Source organism: Vibrio sp. 10N.222.52.B12 (assembly GCF_002875385.1).
GTDB lineage: Bacteria > Pseudomonadota > Gammaproteobacteria > Enterobacterales > Vibrionaceae > Vibrio > Vibrio jasicida.
The window spans coordinates 13,942-30,911 of record NZ_MDAW01000123.1 but is presented as its reverse complement, the minus strand read 5'-3'; the positions used below and the strand labels follow the sequence as shown (position 1 = coordinate 30,911).

At 47.0% G+C, this 16,970-nt stretch carries 17 protein-coding genes; 11 read left to right on the top strand and 6 right to left on the bottom strand.

Going from position 1 to position 16,970, the window contains the following annotated elements; all coding sequences use genetic code 11:
* The 7 genes from BCT11_RS15950 (at position 1) to BCT11_RS15920 (ending at position 6,674) form a co-directional block, all read left to right on the top strand.
* The gene (locus BCT11_RS15950) at positions 1-699 is read left to right on the top strand and encodes an ABC transporter ATP-binding protein (protein WP_045422972.1); all 699 of its coding nucleotides are present in this window, start codon (positions 1-3) and stop codon (positions 697-699) included.
* Entirely contained in the window at positions 687-1,955 is a 1,269-nt protein-coding gene (locus BCT11_RS15945) for an ABC transporter permease (protein WP_102388726.1), read from the top strand. Before BCT11_RS15950 ends, BCT11_RS15945 begins: the two co-directional genes overlap by 13 nt.
* Complete coding sequence (locus BCT11_RS15940) at positions 1,948-2,733, top strand: outer membrane lipoprotein-sorting protein (protein WP_102388725.1); 786 nt, start codon at positions 1,948-1,950, stop codon at positions 2,731-2,733. The genes BCT11_RS15945 and BCT11_RS15940 overlap by 8 nt, the downstream gene beginning before the upstream one ends.
* A gap of 45 nt (positions 2,734-2,778) precedes the next feature.
* Entirely contained in the window at positions 2,779-4,125 is a 1,347-nt protein-coding gene (locus tag BCT11_RS15935; protein ID WP_102388724.1) for a hypothetical protein, read from the top strand.
* Positions 4,126-5,148 (top strand): sensor histidine kinase, encoded by a 1,023-nt coding sequence (locus BCT11_RS15930; protein WP_102388723.1) that lies wholly within the window; start codon positions 4,126-4,128, stop codon positions 5,146-5,148.
* A 15-nt stretch (positions 5,149-5,163) separates the two neighbouring features.
* Complete coding sequence (locus BCT11_RS15925; protein ID WP_102388722.1) at positions 5,164-5,955, top strand: LytTR family DNA-binding domain-containing protein; 792 nt, start codon at positions 5,164-5,166, stop codon at positions 5,953-5,955.
* A gap of 68 nt (positions 5,956-6,023) precedes the next feature.
* The gene (locus tag BCT11_RS15920) at positions 6,024-6,674 is read left to right on the top strand and encodes a DUF2268 domain-containing putative Zn-dependent protease (protein ID WP_102388721.1); all 651 of its coding nucleotides are present in this window, start codon (positions 6,024-6,026) and stop codon (positions 6,672-6,674) included.
* A gap of 103 nt (positions 6,675-6,777) precedes the next feature.
* On the opposite strand, the gene BCT11_RS15915 is transcribed toward BCT11_RS15920, so the two are convergent.
* From BCT11_RS15915 to BCT11_RS15895, 4 genes are all read right to left on the bottom strand, one after another.
* The gene (locus BCT11_RS15915; RefSeq protein WP_020195057.1) at positions 6,778-7,272 is read right to left on the bottom strand and encodes a peptidylprolyl isomerase; all 495 of its coding nucleotides are present in this window, start codon (positions 7,270-7,272) and stop codon (positions 6,778-6,780) included.
* A gap of 386 nt (positions 7,273-7,658) precedes the next feature.
* Complete coding sequence (locus BCT11_RS15905) at positions 7,659-9,320, bottom strand: methyl-accepting chemotaxis protein (RefSeq protein WP_102388720.1); 1,662 nt, start codon at positions 9,318-9,320, stop codon at positions 7,659-7,661.
* A 175-nt stretch (positions 9,321-9,495) separates the two neighbouring features.
* Positions 9,496-9,882 carry a DUF393 domain-containing protein gene (locus BCT11_RS15900; protein WP_039986424.1) on the bottom strand — a complete coding sequence of 129 codons (387 nt, stop codon included), beginning with the start codon at positions 9,880-9,882 and terminating at the stop codon, positions 9,496-9,498.
* Positions 9,883-9,923: 41 nt separating this feature from the next.
* Positions 9,924-10,697: a DUF4344 domain-containing metallopeptidase gene (locus BCT11_RS15895; RefSeq protein WP_102388736.1), complete on the bottom strand. Its 774-nt coding sequence runs from the start codon at positions 10,695-10,697 to the stop codon at positions 9,924-9,926.
* A gap of 198 nt (positions 10,698-10,895) precedes the next feature.
* Here BCT11_RS15895 and BCT11_RS15890 point away from each other — a divergent pair, with 198 nt between their 5' ends.
* The 4 genes from BCT11_RS15890 to BCT11_RS15875 all read left to right on the top strand — a co-directional run bounded on the left by BCT11_RS15890 (position 10,896) and on the right by BCT11_RS15875 (position 15,032).
* Positions 10,896-11,528 carry a CatB-related O-acetyltransferase gene (locus BCT11_RS15890; protein WP_039973855.1) on the top strand — a complete coding sequence of 211 codons (633 nt, stop codon included), beginning with the start codon at positions 10,896-10,898 and terminating at the stop codon, positions 11,526-11,528.
* 564 nt (positions 11,529-12,092) lie between these two features.
* Entirely contained in the window at positions 12,093-13,328 is a 1,236-nt protein-coding gene (gene gltS / locus BCT11_RS15885; protein ID WP_038869865.1) for a sodium/glutamate symporter, read from the top strand.
* A 286-nt stretch (positions 13,329-13,614) separates the two neighbouring features.
* Complete coding sequence (locus BCT11_RS15880; protein ID WP_095760348.1) at positions 13,615-14,385, top strand: SDR family oxidoreductase; 771 nt, start codon at positions 13,615-13,617, stop codon at positions 14,383-14,385.
* Between the two features lie 101 nt (positions 14,386-14,486).
* The gene (locus BCT11_RS15875; protein ID WP_102388719.1) at positions 14,487-15,032 is read left to right on the top strand and encodes an OsmC family protein; all 546 of its coding nucleotides are present in this window, start codon (positions 14,487-14,489) and stop codon (positions 15,030-15,032) included.
* Positions 15,033-15,127: 95 nt separating this feature from the next.
* On the opposite strand, the gene BCT11_RS15870 is transcribed toward BCT11_RS15875, so the two are convergent.
* Together BCT11_RS15870 and BCT11_RS15865 are read right to left on the bottom strand one after the other, a co-directional pair.
* Positions 15,128-15,655, bottom strand: coding sequence for an RNA methyltransferase (locus BCT11_RS15870; protein WP_038880074.1), 528 nt, complete (start codon positions 15,653-15,655; stop codon positions 15,128-15,130).
* A gap of 213 nt (positions 15,656-15,868) precedes the next feature.
* Positions 15,869-16,966, bottom strand: a complete 1,098-nt coding sequence (locus BCT11_RS15865) for an FAD-dependent oxidoreductase (RefSeq protein ID WP_039973849.1) — start codon at positions 16,964-16,966, stop codon at positions 15,869-15,871.
* Positions 16,967-16,970: the final 4 nt, after the last annotated feature.

Genomic DNA, 16,970 nt, shown 5'->3' with positions numbered 1-16,970 from the left:
ATGATCGTTTTTAATCAACTTAGTCGCGATTACGCCCTTGGCAGCCAAACCGTGCGTGCATTGCGAGACGTGTCTGGAGAAGTATTTGCCGGCGAAATGGTGGCATTGTGTGGACCGTCGGGCTCAGGCAAAAGCACCTTACTTAACGTGCTTGGCATGCTGGATACTCAATATCAAGGTCAGGTGACATTTGCAGGCAGCCCATACCCAACCGGACAAATGCAAGCGGCGAAAATGCGTCGTGAGAAGCTTGGCTTTGTGTTCCAAAAATTCAACCTTGTTCCCGTGATGACGGCGTTAGAGAACGTGGCGTATCCGCTACTCCTCAACGGCTTTTCAAAAGCAGAGCAAACCGAGCTCGCCACACAAATGCTAGAACACGTTGGCTTGGGCGAGTTTATTCATCATATGCCCGATAACCTGTCTGGCGGTCAGCAGCAACGCGTGGCAATTGCACGAGCCTTAGTGCACAAACCGGCATTGGTGATTGCCGATGAGCCAACCGCAAGTCTTGATAGCCAAACTGCCAACAAGGTCATCGACATTATGAAAGGGCTCGGACACGAGCTTGGTACCACTTTTATTGTCGCCACTCACGACCCTCGCATGGCATCCCGTTGTGATCGAACCATTGAGTTGGTGGATGGCAAAATTACCCAAACGCACGCAAGTGTGGAGGAGGTTTCATGGGCAAGCTAATTCCAGTTTCCGTTCGCCTTGCTTGGTTGAACCTGCAACGCAATCGCCGTCGCAGTTTGTTGTCGATGCTGATCATTGCCATTGCCGTGTTTGCGTTAACCAGTGCGGGTGGTTTTGGGCTATACACCTACGATAGTTTGAAAGAATCGACAGCGCGTGACACGGGGCATCTGACGTTAACCACTCCGGGTTACTTCGCTAAAGAAGAAGAGATGCCACTGAGTAACGGTTTAACTCACGCCGACGATATCACCAAGCAATTGATTGGCTTAAACGAAGTGCGAGGCGTGCAACCACGAGTTGAGTTCAGTGGTTTGATTTCCAACGGCAACAAGTCCTCGATCTTTATCGGCATTGGCGTGAACGAGCGCGAATTCGATATGAAAGGACCGTTTTTGGATGTGCGCGAAGGGCAAACACTTTCCAACATTCATGCATCGCGTTATGACCCAGCAGAGCCAGAGGTGATGCTCGGCGTTGATTTGGCGAACAACCTAAGCGTGCACGTTGGCGATTGGATTACCTTGCTGGCGACCACTACCGATGGCGCATTGAATGCGTATGACTTCAAAGTGCGTGGCATCTATTCAACTGGCGTGCCTGAGCTTGATAAACGCCAGCTGTACGTACACATCAACAGTGCGCAATCGCTGCTCGGTTCAGACAAAGTCAGCGCGTTATCTGTCTTCCTGTTCGATACCAGTTTAACGAGCCAAGTCGAGCAACAAGTGGCTTCGGTTCTGAGTAAGCAAAAACAGAACTTTGGTGACCAAGATATTGAGATTACGCCTTGGCAAGAACGTGCGTTCTTCTATCTCAAAGTGAAAGATTTGTACGACCGCATCTTCGGTATCATGGGCGCAGTAATGGCATTGGTAGTCTTTGTCGCGCTGTTTAACACCATGACCATGTCGGTAACGGAACGCACACGTGAAATTGGCACCTTGTCAGCACTTGGTAGCTACCCTCGCGAAATTATTGCTGGGTTCTTGCGCGAAGCAGGGTTACTTGCCGTGATCGGCAGCTTAATCGGTGCTTTGTTTACGGCGCTAGTCACCGTCTTACTGATGGTCGTGGATGTGCAAATGCCGCCACCGCCAGGACGCACAGAAGGTTACCCATTAACGATTTACTTCTCTTGGGAGCTGGTAGCTATAGCAGGATTTGCAGTATTGATGATTTGTTTGGTTGCGGCGTTTTTCTCGGCACGCAAAGGGGTGAACAAGCCAATTACGGAGGCACTGATTTATGTTTAATTTCAAATCACTATTACCAATTGCATTGCTAACGGTAACTGGCGTTGCAAGCATGAATGTCAGTGCGAATGAAACAGCGTTAGATGCACAGCAAGTCGCGCAATTGATTGAAAAAGCCGACGGCTACCGCTTGCACGATGATTCTTCCAAAGTGGTGTCACTGGTGCGCTTATATCAAGACCAAGAGTTAGATAAAACCCGCCTTTACCACGTGTACACGCGTCCAAATCGTGAATCGCTGGTGGTATTCAAATCGGCGGTTGAAGCAGGGCAAAAGATGTTGATGATGGGCGATAACTACTGGCTGCAAATGCCAAAGAGCCGTCGGCCTATTCGAATTACGCCAATGCAAAAGCTGCTTGGTGAAGCGTCTATCGGCGACATCTCAACCCTGACGTGGAGCCAAGATTATCAAGGTGAATGGAAAGCGACAGAAACTGTTTCGGTGAATGGAGAAAGTGTTGCGGCTTATCACCTTGCCTTAACCGCGAAAACCAAAGGGGCGAGTTATCAGAAGATCGATTTATGGTTGTCTGAGCAAGATGCGTTCCCAATTAAAGCCGATCTCTACTTGCGCTCAGGCAAACTCGCCAAGCAAGCGCAATACGGACGTGCAAGCGACAACGGTGAAGACTACGTCAGTGAGATGACCTTGCTTGATAGCATTCAGCCGAGCAAAAAAACTGTTATCGAGTATCAAGAGATCGTGCCTTGGCAGCTGGATAACAAGTTCTACAACCCAAGCTATTTGCCGAAAGCCAATACGACTCAGCTTTAGCCTGAACTCCGTAAATAGAACCATGAAAACGAGCAAGGAAGTCACATGAAATCGCACCTGTCTAACCTTAACAAAAGCACCAGTTTGTTGATTGCTGCGTCGTTGTGTGTGGGCGCAGCAGCCCCAGTTTTTGCCAATGATGAGCTGAGTTTTGAGTGGGATTGGGCTGTCAGCTACGAAACGGCCAAGCAGCGTGACAGCGCATTTACGCAGGCGCAGGGCAGTTCTCGTGATTCACTTAATGCACTGTTGGATGTGCAGGTGAATTATCAGAACTTCAGTGGCTTGTTTGCTCTGTACAGCCAAGGTTTGTACCTCAATCAACAAGGTGAGAGTGACTGGTGGAGTGAAGCTGATAACCAGTTGCTGATTAGAGAGCTGGCTTGGCTAGGGGAGTGGCAAGTCGGTGATACCACTCTTGATGTGAGTTTGGGTAAGTTGCGCGTGGATTGGGGCGTAGGTTATGGCTACCGACCTTTGGATCTGTTTAAGCCTTATCGACAAAATCCTGTTGGCTTAGTAGCAGAAGAAGGTGCGGGTGTGTTTTCACTCTCACACTACGATATGGCAGGCGAGTGGACGGTGATTGCGACGGATTCAAGCTGGGGGCAACAAGACCAAAGTGCACTGGATCAAGCCGCAGAGCAGCATGGTGTTGGTATTCGTCGTTATGCGCTGGTGGGTGATACCGAGTATCAACTTATTGGTTATTACGATGATGTGCGCCGAGGTTTACTCGGAGCCAGTGCCATTGCGGTGTGGGATGAATCCATCGCCATGCACGGTTCCATGCTGTGGCAAAAGCAAAGTGTTGGGTATCAGTTTCAGCAGGATGATCTTTACCAACCCGTTTCGGTTGAGGACCAGGGCAGCGCATTCCAAGCCTTAATTGGATTGAACTGGGCAAACCAAGCCGGACACAACGTGATTGCTGAATATTGGTACGACAGCCGTGCATGGTCGAAAAGCGAATGGCAACAAGCAATAGAACGTGGAGAATTACTCTCTCAGATCCCTGATCCTAACAACTCTCTGTTGGCTAGCAGCGCTCTACTTGCGACAAGCTACGCCCAAGGGTTTCAGCATGCCAATATCGTTCAGCATAACGTAATGCTGCACTGGAGTTGGGATGTGGAAGCGTGGGCTGCATGGAACGGTAAAGCGGATATGGGCTGGCTAAGTGATGTAACCCCTACGTTGGATCTGATGCTGTCGCCACAAGATGGTGGTGTGATTGTCACGCAGTGGCTTAACTACCAATGGATTGATACTGGCGATCAAAGTGTAGAAGTGGAAGTTGCCGCACGCTTTTTAACCGGAGACGACCAATCTGCTTACGCACAAATCAATGATAAGCATATGATTGTATTTAACATCAAAGGGAAATTCTAAATGTGTTCAGCAAAATCAGTGGTGAAAAGTGGATGGCCGCGTAGCTTATTAGTGACCACGGCATTTTGTCTCTTTATCGCAGCAATGACGCTCTCGGTTTGGGGCGGTCCATTTTACATTCATGTGGCGGTTAGCTTTGGATTTGGCTATTCGGCTATCTTCTTCTCATGGCTTGTCGACCGCCTGTTTCCTACCATTTCTCGTTTGGCGGAAGTGGCTATCTCGCTGACGGCTTGCCTATTGTTTGGCGTGGTGAACGCCCAGCTTTGGCTTGGGGAATACTTCGGTATCTCAAGTATGCTGTCGGTTGGTCTAATGGGATTGTTATTCAGTGCCATGTGCTTTTTCTATTTCTATTCACGCGAGCAACATGCGATCGCTCAAAGAGAGTTAGAGGCCATCAAACGCGAGAAAGCAGAGCAAGATCGTGCGCTGTTGCTGAGCCAGCTTAAGCAGATGCAAAGCCAGATTGAACCGCATTTCCTATTCAATACCTTGGCGAATATCAGTGCACTCATGTCGCAAGATGTCGATAAAGCCAAGCTGATACTAGAACAGTTGACCGCGCTGCTGCGAGCAACGCTCAAAAGCTCACGCGAAGAGCACACTACCATAGACAATGAAACGGCGTTACTTGAGGCTTACTTAGGCATCCAACAAACTCGTTTGGGTGATCGACTCAGTTACAAGATTGAGGTGGAAGAGGGGTTAGGCAGAACCGAATTACCGCCGATGATGCTCCAACCTTTAATCGAAAACGCCATCATCCATGGTATTGAGCCGAAGCGAGAAGGTGGTGAAGTCAGCTTGCTCATCAAGCGCGAACAACAGAACTTGAAGATTGAAGTCAGAGACACGGGTGTTGGCTTGAATCACGTTAGTGGGCACATGGGCTCTGGCGTCGGTTTAAGTAATCTCAAGCAGCGAGTTGAAGCTTTGTTCGCAGGGCAAGGAGAGGTTTCTATCAGTGAGTCTGCTCAGGGTGGCGTTTGTGTTCGCCTGAGTTGGCCAATGGAATCGTAATCAAGGAAGAAAGGAATGAATACAGGGTTTACTGCCATTATTGCTGATGATGAACCGTTATTGAGGCGTCATCTTGATAAAAGCCTAGCTGAAGTGTGGCCAGAGCTAGAGGTAATAGCCAAAGTCGCCGATGGTGAACAAGCGTTGCAAGCCATTGAGCAAAGCCAACCTGACATTGCGTTTCTTGATATTCGTATGCCAGTTTTGGATGGCATGACATTAGCGCAAGAACTCAATCAACTCGCCAATCCACCTTTGATTGTGTTTGTCACCGCGTACGATGATTACGCCATAAAAGCCTTTGAACAAAATGCCGCCGATTATTTGCTCAAGCCTATTTCAGATGAGCGCCTCTTGACGACGTGTGAAAGAGTGAAAGCACGCCTTGCCAAGCGAGAGCAAGAAAGCAGTAATGTGCAGATGAGCAGCCTGTTAGAACAGTTACAACAATTATCCGCGCCACAAACGCCGCAATATCTTCAGTGGATCAAAGCGACGCAAGGGGAAGACATTTATCTGATTGCTACGTCTGATGTGTTGTATTTCAAAGCGGAAGAAAAATACGTTTCTGTGTATGCCCAACAAGGACAAGGCAAAGTGCAAGAGTATTTGATTCGCACATCGTTGAAAGAGTTGATAGGGCAGCTTAACCCAGAACAGTTCTGGCAAGTGCACCGTTCAAGCGTGGTGCAAGTGTGCAAAATTAGCAAAGTAAACAAAGACTTTGCTGGCAGAATGTTTGTGCATGTTGGAGAAAGTAAGCTCCCTGTGAGCCGTGCATCTCAAAGTTTGTTCAAAGGGATGTAATTGCTAGAACTGCTCACTCTTTACACTGTAAACTCGCTACTCTTAACCCAAATTATCAAGGAAGATAAATGAGTTATCGCGTAACCCTGTTAAATGCGACGGGAGAGTTGTCTCCAATCTCTGAGTATTTGCATCAGAAACTTGATGATCTGAGCTCACAACTTTCTAGTTACTTTGATTTAAGTAACAACCATTTAAGTAATGTTGACCTGACTGTTAGCCCGTTTGATCGCAATGACGTACCGCAGACGGGGATTGGTGGCTATTGCTTAAGCGCCTATCGTGTAGAGATTCTGCTTGATACTCAACGTGCTGATATTAAGAACGTTATTGAGAAAGAACTAGCTGCGGTGTTAGCGCATGAGTTGCATCACCTGTTCCGTATGCGAGCGGGAGAGAATGGCGTTGCGCTTGGTGATGTACTGATTATGGAAGGGTTAGCTTGTCATTTCGAACGTAAGGTGAATGGCGGCGTCACTCCAAGCTTGTTTGAGCAAATCAAAGATCAAGATTGGCGTCCTTTCTATGCTGAGATGAAAGACAAGTTGACCAACTTAGATTACAACTTCGACGCTTACTTTCTTGGTTGCGATGAAAGCCGCTGGCCGAAATACATGGGGTATTGGGTTGGGTACAACCTTGTTGCTGAATATCTGGCTGATTTTCAAGGCTCTGAGCTTGATTTAGTCGGAGCAAAAGCCGAGCTTTTCTATCAATAACTCCGGCACAAGCCAGTCATAAAAACAAAAAGCGCCTAGGTCATATGACGTTAGGCGCTTTTGTCGTTTTATAGCGACGATTTCTCCGAAGAGGCGAGTGTGCTTATTCGCTGATCGTCACTTTCTCAATAATGATTGGATCGCATGGCACATCATCGTGACCAAGCTTAGAGGTCGTTTTCACTTTCGCGATGCGGTTTACGACATCCATACCCGCGGTCACTTTACCAAACACGGCGTAGCCCCAACCTAGGTTGGTGGTTGCGGTGTGGTCTAGGAAATCATTGTCTTCCAAGTTAATGAAGAACTGTGCTGTTGCAGAGTGCGGTGCATCGGTACGCGCCATTGCGATAGTGCCAACAAGGTTCTTTAGACCACGGTTTGCTTCGTTCGCAATCGGGGCGCGTGTCGGCTTTTCTGCCATGTCTTCTGTATGACCGCCACCTTGAATCATAAAGCCATCGATAACGCGGTGGAAAATGGTGCCGTTGTAGAAGCCATCTTCACAGTATTTTTTGAAGTTCTTTGAGCTAACTGGCGCTCGTTCTAGGTTCAGTTCAATCTCGATATCACCGAAATTGGTGGTCATAATAATCATCTGGTTTGCCCTTATGGGTACTAAGTTGGCGGCATTATAGCTAGGGTCTGTTGACCTTTCGAGCTGATTTTTGCAGCGAATGGTTGGGTGTTTATACAAGGCAGAGGCTTTGCTGTGTAGCTAGCCTACATGAGAAGTCGATAACGCAGTAGAAAGAGCCAACAAATGCTGCCCAAAGGGTTCGGCTAAAATCGTTTTATGCTTCGTTAAGGAGTATTTGCTTAGAGTGACTAGGCTACACACTCCTTGCCTCGCCTAAAACGATTTTATCTCGAACAAAATTTAACCCGAAAGGTCAACAGACCCTAAGACTTCTGAGGATAGCAGAAATAAAAACAGCGACGTTTTGGCGTCGCTGTTTGAATGGTGAGTGGGTGAGGAAAGCGTTAAACCGTAAAGCGACCGACCAAGTCGTACAGCTCGTTAGCTTTGTGGTTTAGGTTGCCACTACCTGCGCGGTTTTGATTCGCAAGGTGCGCCGATTGGCTGCTTTGTTGAGAGATGACTTCGATGCGTTGTGAAATCTCTTGCCCAACTTGGCTTTGCTCTTCGGTTGCTGTTGCGATCAGCGTGTTCATGTCCATGATGTTAGCAATTGCGGCTTGGATTTCTTGCAGTGCGGCTGAGGCAGCTCGTGCTTCCTCAACCGTTGCTTCACCACGCGCTTGGCTTGAACCCATGGCTTTCACTGCTGCATCCGAGCCAGACTTCAACTGCTCAATCATTTGGTGAATTTCGCCTGTGCTGTCTTGAGTGCGACTTGCCAGTTTGCGAACCTCATCGGCAACGACTGCGAAGCCGCGACCTTGTTCGCCTGCACGGGCTGCTTCAATGGCTGCGTTCAGTGCCAATAGGTTGGTTTGCTCGGCGATGTCTTGAATCACTTCTAGTGAAGAAGAAATGTTTTGTACATCGCTCTCTAAACGAGAAATCACCGTGCTGGCTTCTGACACCTCTAGCGCGAGCGCTTCAACAGAGTTTGCTGCGGAATCAACAATGTGTTTCGCTTGCTGTGAGTTTTCATCGGCGTCTTTGGCGGATTGCGCCGCTTGGTTAGCGTTGCTGGAAATCTCGTGCGCCGTTGCTGTCATCTCGGTCATTGCCGCTGCGACTTGTTCGGTCTCTTCACGCTGACCAGAGGCCAACTCGTCCACTTGCGATGCTCGCTGTGACATGTCGTTGGTCTCTGAAACCACTTCTTGCCCTACGTGGCTAACACTCTTGATGATGCCTTGCAGGCTTTCAACGAAGATATTGAAGTTACGGCTCAACTGGGTGAACTCAGGTACGCTTGATTCTTCCATGCGCGCGGTTAAGTCTGCATCGCCTTGCGCGAAAGAGTGGATTGAGGCATCAAACAGCTCAATAGGCTTCATGATGCTGCGGTTAACAAACACCGCGAAGACCGCAACGATGGCTGCAATCGAGACACAGAACAGAGCAATTGCTGTCAGTGTGGTGTTGAGGGCCTGATGCGCGGCTTCTTCCATGTTTGCCACAATGGCGTCGATATCGTCAGTGTAGAAGCCCGTACCCAACATCAAATCCCATTCAGGAATAAAGACCGAGTAGCTTAATTTCGGTAGCGCCTCGCTCTGACCGAGTTTCGGGAAGTAATAAGTCGTGAACTCACCAGTTTTGGAGTTTTTGATCAAATCCTGAATCAGATAGTTGCCCTTCTTGTCCTGCAAGTTATAGAAGTTCTCTCCGATGCCTTTGGTGTTTTTACCCACCACGACACGCACACCTTTTGAATCGTAGCCAAAGATGTAGCCGGATTGACCGAACTCCAGCTGTTTCAAGATAGGCAGTGCTTCTTCAAGCGAGGCATTTTGAGCGAGTAGTGGCTCGACGGCGGAGCGCGCCATTTGGACGTAGTTTTTGAGCTCGGCTTTTTTCATCTCCATCATTTGACTTCGAGTCTGCTCAATCTCGTGTTCGTTGTAGGCTGTGGTTTGTAGATAGGTGAACCACATCATGCCTATTGCCATGGTTAGAATTGGAATTATTGAAAGGATATATAGTCGTTTTCTGATCGTCAGATTCATAGAGACGTCCTTCTCTCGGCGCAGCGTTACAAGTGACAAGCTGAATAAGCTTGCCTGATAAAATTATTAATACTTATTGTTGTAATGCTTAGAGATTAACCGAGTTAATCAATCAGAAGTACTGGAAGTTTATAAATTTAGACTAAGGTCGTAGCATTTTTAAGCAGGATCACAATTAACGTGAACACGAACCGTTATTGCAGCGAGAAGTGCCCGTTAACCAGTAGGAGACGCGGTAGCGGTTTTTGGCAAATTTGAGGTAAAGCCAATCCGCAACAGGTTTGACAGCGCGCCAACGCAGCGGTGCATACAACCAACCGCGACCGACCAGTTGCCATGCGCGATGAGTCACATCCAACCCAAGCAGAAGCTCTCCCTTATCGTTTAGGGCATGCAAAATGGTGTTGGCTTGCTCCGGATCGATCTGCGGATAAGCGGCGAACGCCTCGCTGTAGATATCGACGGTTTTGATTTGCTGCTTGGCATCGCGTTGTTTTAGCGCCTTCATCTCTTTGGCGCACAAGGGACAAGTGCCATCATAAAATACGGTCAGTTTGGTCATGATTGGGCTCATTATTGACGGTTCTCATCCCTTTTACGCGATTATTTTTCTTTTAGTTCATTGTCTTGCAAGTAATGCAGCCAATTATCACGGATGTTGCCGTAATTGAATTGGCAGAACTCTTTACGATCGCGTAAGTAATCTTTTTCTACTTCATCTAACAAGGCTTTGTATTGCTCTGGATCGCTGCCGTAGACCAGACACAGGGTAGAGAAGTAACGCTGTAGATCGAAACTGTGCTCGTCAATGTACTCGCCAAAATCGTAGTAATCCGGTCTGTCGTCGGATTCGAATGCGAACATGTCTGCAGCACTGATCGCCACATCGGCACCGTCATCGACGTAATCAATCAACAAAATGGTAGCGAAGTTGTCGACCGCATCTTCCTCTTTACCCAGTACCGGAATGTTTTGATCGGCAATGTACGCGTGTCCGGCTTCGTGCAATAGTGTGTGCAGCAAAGTATCGAGCGCGCCCGTTTTCGGTGATTTACCGTAACGTTCTTGGTATTTGTTGTTGGTGAAGTAGTTGAATGATTCCAGATAGAAGGTGTAGGGAATATAGATGGTGTGGGTTTCTGGATCGTAAAGTGGACCGTCTTCGCCACCGTAGGTCAGTGTTAGTGGATTATCAAACGGGAAGTAATCATCAGAAAGCTGGACAAAGATGTCGTTCACTTCACTGCTTTCAATCACTTGTGCAGCAAAGCGATCGTCGGCAGTTTCTGCAGGGCGGTATTCGATTTTAATGTTTTCGCTCGCAGACGCTGTGGCAGCAAACAGCAGCAGAGAGGCAAAGGCAGAGTGACTTTTCATTTTCGGAATCTTGTTATTTGTTTGGTTTGCTTGAAAATTATACATGCTTTTTATAGTGTGCGCGCTGGAGGGCACATTCATGAACAATCCATTATTACTGCAACCCCGCATCCAATAGGCGTCGTTGACTGAGAACGCAGCAACAACGCCACGAGAAATCGTTCCGTGGCATACATTTACTCTATTAAGGTAATTGCCATGAAAAAACATTGGTCCAAATTTCAGTACCTGCACCAAGTGGTGCAAAACCAAAACATCCACATCAAAGGCACCCACAGTTATTACAGCGATTGTTGGGATAACGGCTTTGAAGATTCGGTCGTGCGTTATCTGCATGGCGATGAAATCAGTAAAGCGTGGCAGCCGAGGTGGGAAGTCGATCAGCTCTACATCGGTGATTACGTTTGTATCGCGGCTGAAGCGGTGATTTTGATGGGCGGCAACCACAATCACAGGACGGACTGGTTCTGTCTGTATCCGTTTCTTGATGACATTGAGCAATCTTACCAAGGCAAAGGCGATACCGTTATTGGTGATGCGGCTTGGATTGGTATGCGCGCGATGATCATGCCTGGTGTCAAAATTGGGGAAGGTGCAGTCATCGCGGCAAACAGTGTGGTGACTAGAGATATCCCGCCTTATACCGTGGTGGCAGGATCGCCCGCAAAACCCATCAAGCTTCGCTTTGAGCAAGACACCATCGATAAGCTGCTCGCGCTGCAAATCTACACGTGGGATGAAGATAAGTTTGAGGCGCTTCGCTCTTTCGTCTGTAACAATGATATAGAGCAGTTAATCATTGCAGAAGAAAAGTATAAAAGTGGCGAATAGCACTGAAATGAGGAAAATTTTCAGCGATATGTTATAATCTCGCTCCGTTGTAACGAGAACACTTGTTGCAAGCTTGAGAATTTCCTTGGATTCGGCTCGTTTTAATCATCATGAGTCAGAGTTATTGAACTACGATAGGATACAAGCAAACCCAGATGTTAGAGCGCCACCACGGCGCTCTATTCGTTATAACGGTAAGGAACTTTGCCCAATAGTGAGGATGACTTTCTGTTTAAGTAAGGGAGCCCGATAGCGGTTCAGAAAGTCTCTCTCGGACAATACTCACAACACTATATGTCCATCCACATCAAGCAGTCATTTTTGCTTTGAATGTGAACCGGATAAGAAGGAGCTTAATCGGCTCCTTTTACATTTTAGGGCTTGCGAATAGCGCATAAATCAGAACATCGCTTAACGACCGTCCCTTAAACTAGCCTAAGGCGCATTTAACACAACCTTTTGAGTATTTTCGAAAAAATATAGCGAGAAAATTTGCTATTGAGCGAAGGTTAAACTAACACTCAATCATTACGGAGGATGAAGAGAACAATAATAAGAGGCGATATGAATCATTTGATATCTGTAGGTGCACTGGAGTCCTTTTTGGTTGCGATCAGTGTGCTTTTTTTGGGGCATTTCATTAATGCTAAGCTACCGATCTTAAAGAAATTCAACATACCTGAGCCGATTGTAGGGGGCTTGATAGTCGCCTGCGCCATTACTGCTCTTCATTTCAACGGTATCGATCTGGAATTCGATTTGCCGTTGCAGAACACATTTATGCTGATGTTCTTTGCTACTGTTGGTTTAGCAGCAAACTACACTCAGTTGATGAAAGGGGGCGCGAAGGTCTTTATCTTCTTAGCGGTCGCGTCGTTCTACATCATCATACAAAACGGTGTCGGTGTTTCATTAGCGGCGGCATTGGGTTTAGATCCGCTGATGGGGCTTATCGCAGGTTCGATTACTCTTTCAGGTGGCCACGGCACAGGTGCGGCATGGTCACAAACGTTCCAAGACGTGTATGGATTAAATAACGTGTTGGAAATCGCGATGGCGTCAGCAACATTCGGTTTGATCATCGGTGGTATCATCGGTAGTCCGGTTGCTCAGCGATTGATCGAAAAGAACAAGATCGAATCTGAGTATGGTCCTGGGGGCAGAGATGCCAAAACCCACGAAAAATTCCCAGAATTGGTGACGTACAACGAATACGAAGAAGACAAAGTAACCGCGAAAAAAGTGGTTGAGAAATTGTTCTTCCTATTGATCTGTGTGACAGGCGCTAAGTACGTAGAGCAATGGGTGAGCACTTACGATATTCAATGGCTGATGATTCCAGACTTCGTCTACGCATTGTTCATTGGTGTGATCATCACTAACTTCTTGGAAGTAACTAAAGTCCGTAAGTTAGATACAGAAACGGTCGATATGCTAGGTACGGTATCGTTGTCTCTGTTCTTGGCAATGGCATTGATGAGCCTGAAACTGTGGAACATTTTCGACCTAGCGATCCCATTCTTGGTGATTCTGGGCGTGCAATCGGTGATTCTGGCTATCTTTACCTACTACGTAACGTTCAAGGTGATGGGTAGTAACTATGATGCAGCGGTTATCTCTGGTGGTCACTGTGGTTTTGGTTTGGGGGCAACCCCAACAGCGGTAATGAACATGGGTTCTATCGTTAACCGCTTTGGTCCGTCGCCACAAGCTTTCATGGTTGTACCGATTGTTGGTGCCTTCTTCATCGACATCGTTAACTTGATCATTCTGCAAGGCTACATTTCGTTTCTTGGCTAGATTGATAAAAAATACTTATAGAGGCCACAGTTTATCTGTGGCCTTTTTTTGTATTTATTGATGATGTGAACGGGTAGAATAAAAAATTATTCTAAATAAATATTTGAATAATAAGGAAATGATAAAGTATACCTACTGATAGGTAGATAAGGTTGTTGACGTTAAAATAATATGATCTTAGAGTAACAACCACTGATGAGGAGCTGGTTCCCAAACCACCTCCTTTTTTAATAAAAACACTGCCTACTTACTAGTAGGTAGGCTAGTAAGGGAAAGGAAACGTATTATGTTCAACACATCTTCAATTGCACTTATCGTAGGCGGCTCATCAGGTATGGGTAAAGCGACAGCAGAGCGACTTCTTAAAGCTGGTGTACCCGTCATGATTCTTTCGCACGATAAAAACAATCTTGCTGAAGCAAAGCAGGATTTAGAAAGTGTGACCAAAGGCCTAGTAGAAACCGCTCAAGTTGATCTGTATGACCCAAGTGCAGTGAAAAGCTTCATCGAACAATTGAATGCTGAAAAACGTCATATTGGTTACTTGGTTAATGCTGCTGGCTTCTTCAAACCGGTTGATTTCCTTGACCACTCAGAGCGTGATTACGACCTACAACTAGACATGAACCGCGCGTTTTTCTTCATCACTCAGGCTGTGGCGAAAAACATGAAAGAGCACGGCGGCGGTGCGATCGTAAATATCGGTTCTATGTGGGCTCACCAAGCAATTAAAGCAACGCCATCATCAGCGTACTCAATGCAAAAAGCGGGTCTTCATGCTCTGACGAAAAACCTAGCAATTGAACTTGGTGATCACGGCGTACGCGTAAATGCTGTAGCACCAGCTGTTGTGATGTCGACGATTTACAAGTCATTTATCGCGGAAGAAGAAATCGAATCAGCACTACAAGGCTTCAATGATTTCCACCCGATTGGCCGTATCGGTTCAACAGAAGATGTGGCAGACGCGATTGAGTACTTACTGTCAGACAAATCGTCTTGGGTAACTGGCACAGTGCTTAATGTCGACGGCGGTGTAATGGCTGGCCGTAACTAACATCACTAAACGTGCGAATTGGGGCCTTTCACTCCATCCCTAAAGGCCCCACTTAAAAATTCAGTAGTAAACACGACATCAAATAATAACAAGGACATATCATGGATAACTCACCACTAAACGGCATTAAACTCGATGACCTAGCGGCTTACACTCACGTGATCACTGAAGACGCAACGCAGGCGATCTCTGAATACGGCATTGTTGCTGAATGGAAAGGCGGCGTTCACAGTGAAATCCGTACTTTGAATCAAAAGGTTGGCGGAAAAGAAATCGTTAAAGACTTCAGCTTCGAAGTTGGTGAACCAGAAGAGCTATTGGGCAACAATGCATACCCAACACCTCAAGATTACCTATTGGGCGGTATGGCTGGTTGCATGATGGTGGGTTTTGTTGCGGGTGCGAGTGCTCGTGGTATCAAGCTAGACGCTGTGAAACTAACCATCAAAGGTGCCCTGGATTTACGTGGCTTCCTAAATGTGAGCGAAGAAGCGCCGGTTGGCTTTGATGAAATCCAATTTCAATTTGAAGTAAAAGGTGAGGGGACTCAGGCTGATTATGACGAAGTCATTGCGAGCGTACAGCAGTTCTCTCCAAACTATCGCACCATTAGCGATGCGGTCAAAGTTTCAGCCATCGTTGCATAACTAAAATATTAATCAAAATCACGCACACTTTTTCACTGCTTTGAGCCTATATTTCGATATAGGCTCTTTTTTTATTAAGCAGTACCGAGTACAAATTATTGCGCTGATACGCAGTCTTTGACCTTCAATCGATTTTTGTTGTCTCGGTTGGTAATCACTTGTTGATGGTCGTCAATCGTGCCCAGATTTTTCGCCAAACGATCATACAAGACAACATTGACCGTTGCCGCCAAGTTCATGCAGCCATTGGTGGGAACATACACTACGTGGTCAGCCTTATCGACAACCTCTTGCGGCAGTGAGCCATCTTCTGGGCCAAAAATATACACCGCGTTTTCTGGGTGAGTAAAAAGAGGCAACGCCGTAGCGCCAACTGCCAACTCAACACACACCACTTTCACGTCTTCAGCAAGGTGAGCGGTGAGATCGTCCATTTCGATCAAATTGATACGTTCGTGCATGTTCTTCGTGTCGGTTCGGAATTTTACTGCACGATTATAGCGAGTACCGTTATAACGAACTTGTGTGGCGTCATAACAACCTGCTGCGCGCATTACCGCTCCCACATTGGTTGGATCTTTCGGGTTATACAGTCCAAGAATGACCGTTGACTGTGCTGTCATTGCTGTTGTTCTACTTAATGGTTTCAAGATAAGAGCTTGATGCTCGTTGATCGTGGGATTATGGACTTAACCCGCCAGAAGTACTATCACAATATTTTTTAGAAGTAGAAGTAGAAGTAGAAGTAGAAGTAGAAGTAGAAGTAGAAGTAAAACTAAGGGACGAGTGGGTTACGGGGAGCAACAACCTCCCCATAAATGAAGGGATAGAGCAATTTAACGAGCGGCAAGCTTTTCAATAACACTCTCTGCTGCTTCTAACGCGCCCTCAATAAATCCACCGAACTCTTGTGCTGATTCTGTTCCCGCAAAGTACATGCCCTGTTGGCTTAATTGCTCCAGTGATGCGTTGAGCCCATAACGCGGGTGATGAGTTGGCATGGTGTGATCCTTTTCAACCGCCGTGTATGCCTCTTTCGACCAGTCGAGCAGTTTTACTTCAGTGACGTTATACGCCTCGGGGCCAAAGAGTCTCGCTAGTTGCTCAACTGCCATGGTTTTCAATTCAGTGGCGCCTAACTGTGCGCGAGCTTGAGCATCGTAACCGATAAAACCGAACAGGGCGGCATGGCCATTTTCAGCACTGGCGTCATGAATTTCCACCAATGGACCAACTTGGCTGTTTGCGTAACCGGACAATCCGTTTGCACGCCAGAAAGGTCGGTCATAAATGGCGAAGAATTTCGCGTGAGCGGCCATCCATGTGGGCGTTTTTTCCAGCGCATTTAACGCCGTTGTTGGAAGGGGGGGCGTCAAGCGGATGTTATTGGCAATCAAACGATGAGGGAGAGCGAAGATGATGTTCTCACTCTCTAAGGTCAGCCGCTCTGCTTGGTGGATAACATCGACGCTATATCCTTGGCCTTCAGTATGACTCACAGCGTGCACTTGATGTTCATATTTGATGTTTTCTGGGTTGAGTAACTTTGCTACTCCTGCCACCAATTGCGCCATGCCACCCGATACTCTCATGGATTGAGGAGAAGAAAAGAATTGATTCGACACTTGACGAATACCAGCCTGCCCAGCTTGTTCGATTAACATATCGCCAGTTTCATACTGTTCTACGATGGGAAGCGATAAGTTGTCGACAAGCCTCATGACGCGATGATTCATCTTGGGCCAAAACCAAGATGGGCCGAGGTCAAATTGGTCGTGTTGACTGTTTGCTGCCAAGCTCGCAGAAGATAGAATTCGACCTCCGAGTTTGCTTCTCGCCTCAAGTAGCAAGTAGTTATGCCCCGCTTTTTCTAGGTACGCTGCGGTGTAGAGACCGCTCAAACCGCCTCCGATAATAATAAAATCGTATTTCATTGTT

Coding starts and splice junctions, on each gene's coding strand:
- BCT11_RS15920 (WP_102388721.1), top strand. CDS start 6,024: ATGAGTTATCGCGTAACCCTGTTAAATGCGACGGGAGAGTTGTCTCCA.
- BCT11_RS15905 (WP_102388720.1), bottom strand. CDS start 9,320: ATGAATCTGACGATCAGAAAACGACTATATATCCTTTCAATAATTCCA.
- BCT11_RS15930 (WP_102388723.1), top strand. CDS start 4,126: ATGTGTTCAGCAAAATCAGTGGTGAAAAGTGGATGGCCGCGTAGCTTA.
- BCT11_RS15890 (WP_039973855.1), top strand. CDS start 10,896: ATGAAAAAACATTGGTCCAAATTTCAGTACCTGCACCAAGTGGTGCAA.
- BCT11_RS15865 (WP_039973849.1), bottom strand. CDS start 16,966: ATGAAATACGATTTTATTATTATCGGAGGCGGTTTGAGCGGTCTCTAC.
- gltS (WP_038869865.1), top strand. CDS start 12,093: ATGAATCATTTGATATCTGTAGGTGCACTGGAGTCCTTTTTGGTTGCG.
- BCT11_RS15880 (WP_095760348.1), top strand. CDS start 13,615: ATGTTCAACACATCTTCAATTGCACTTATCGTAGGCGGCTCATCAGGT.
- BCT11_RS15945 (WP_102388726.1), top strand. CDS start 687: ATGGGCAAGCTAATTCCAGTTTCCGTTCGCCTTGCTTGGTTGAACCTG.
- BCT11_RS15915 (WP_020195057.1), bottom strand. CDS start 7,272: ATGATTATTATGACCACCAATTTCGGTGATATCGAGATTGAACTGAAC.
- BCT11_RS15940 (WP_102388725.1), top strand. CDS start 1,948: ATGTTTAATTTCAAATCACTATTACCAATTGCATTGCTAACGGTAACT.
- BCT11_RS15900 (WP_039986424.1), bottom strand. CDS start 9,882: ATGACCAAACTGACCGTATTTTATGATGGCACTTGTCCCTTGTGCGCC.
- BCT11_RS15895 (WP_102388736.1), bottom strand. CDS start 10,697: ATGAAAAGTCACTCTGCCTTTGCCTCTCTGCTGCTGTTTGCTGCCACA.
- BCT11_RS15950 (WP_045422972.1), top strand. CDS start 1: ATGATCGTTTTTAATCAACTTAGTCGCGATTACGCCCTTGGCAGCCAA.
- BCT11_RS15875 (WP_102388719.1), top strand. CDS start 14,487: ATGGATAACTCACCACTAAACGGCATTAAACTCGATGACCTAGCGGCT.
- BCT11_RS15870 (WP_038880074.1), bottom strand. CDS start 15,655: ATGACAGCACAGTCAACGGTCATTCTTGGACTGTATAACCCGAAAGAT.
- BCT11_RS15925 (WP_102388722.1), top strand. CDS start 5,164: ATGAATACAGGGTTTACTGCCATTATTGCTGATGATGAACCGTTATTG.
- BCT11_RS15935 (WP_102388724.1), top strand. CDS start 2,779: ATGAAATCGCACCTGTCTAACCTTAACAAAAGCACCAGTTTGTTGATT.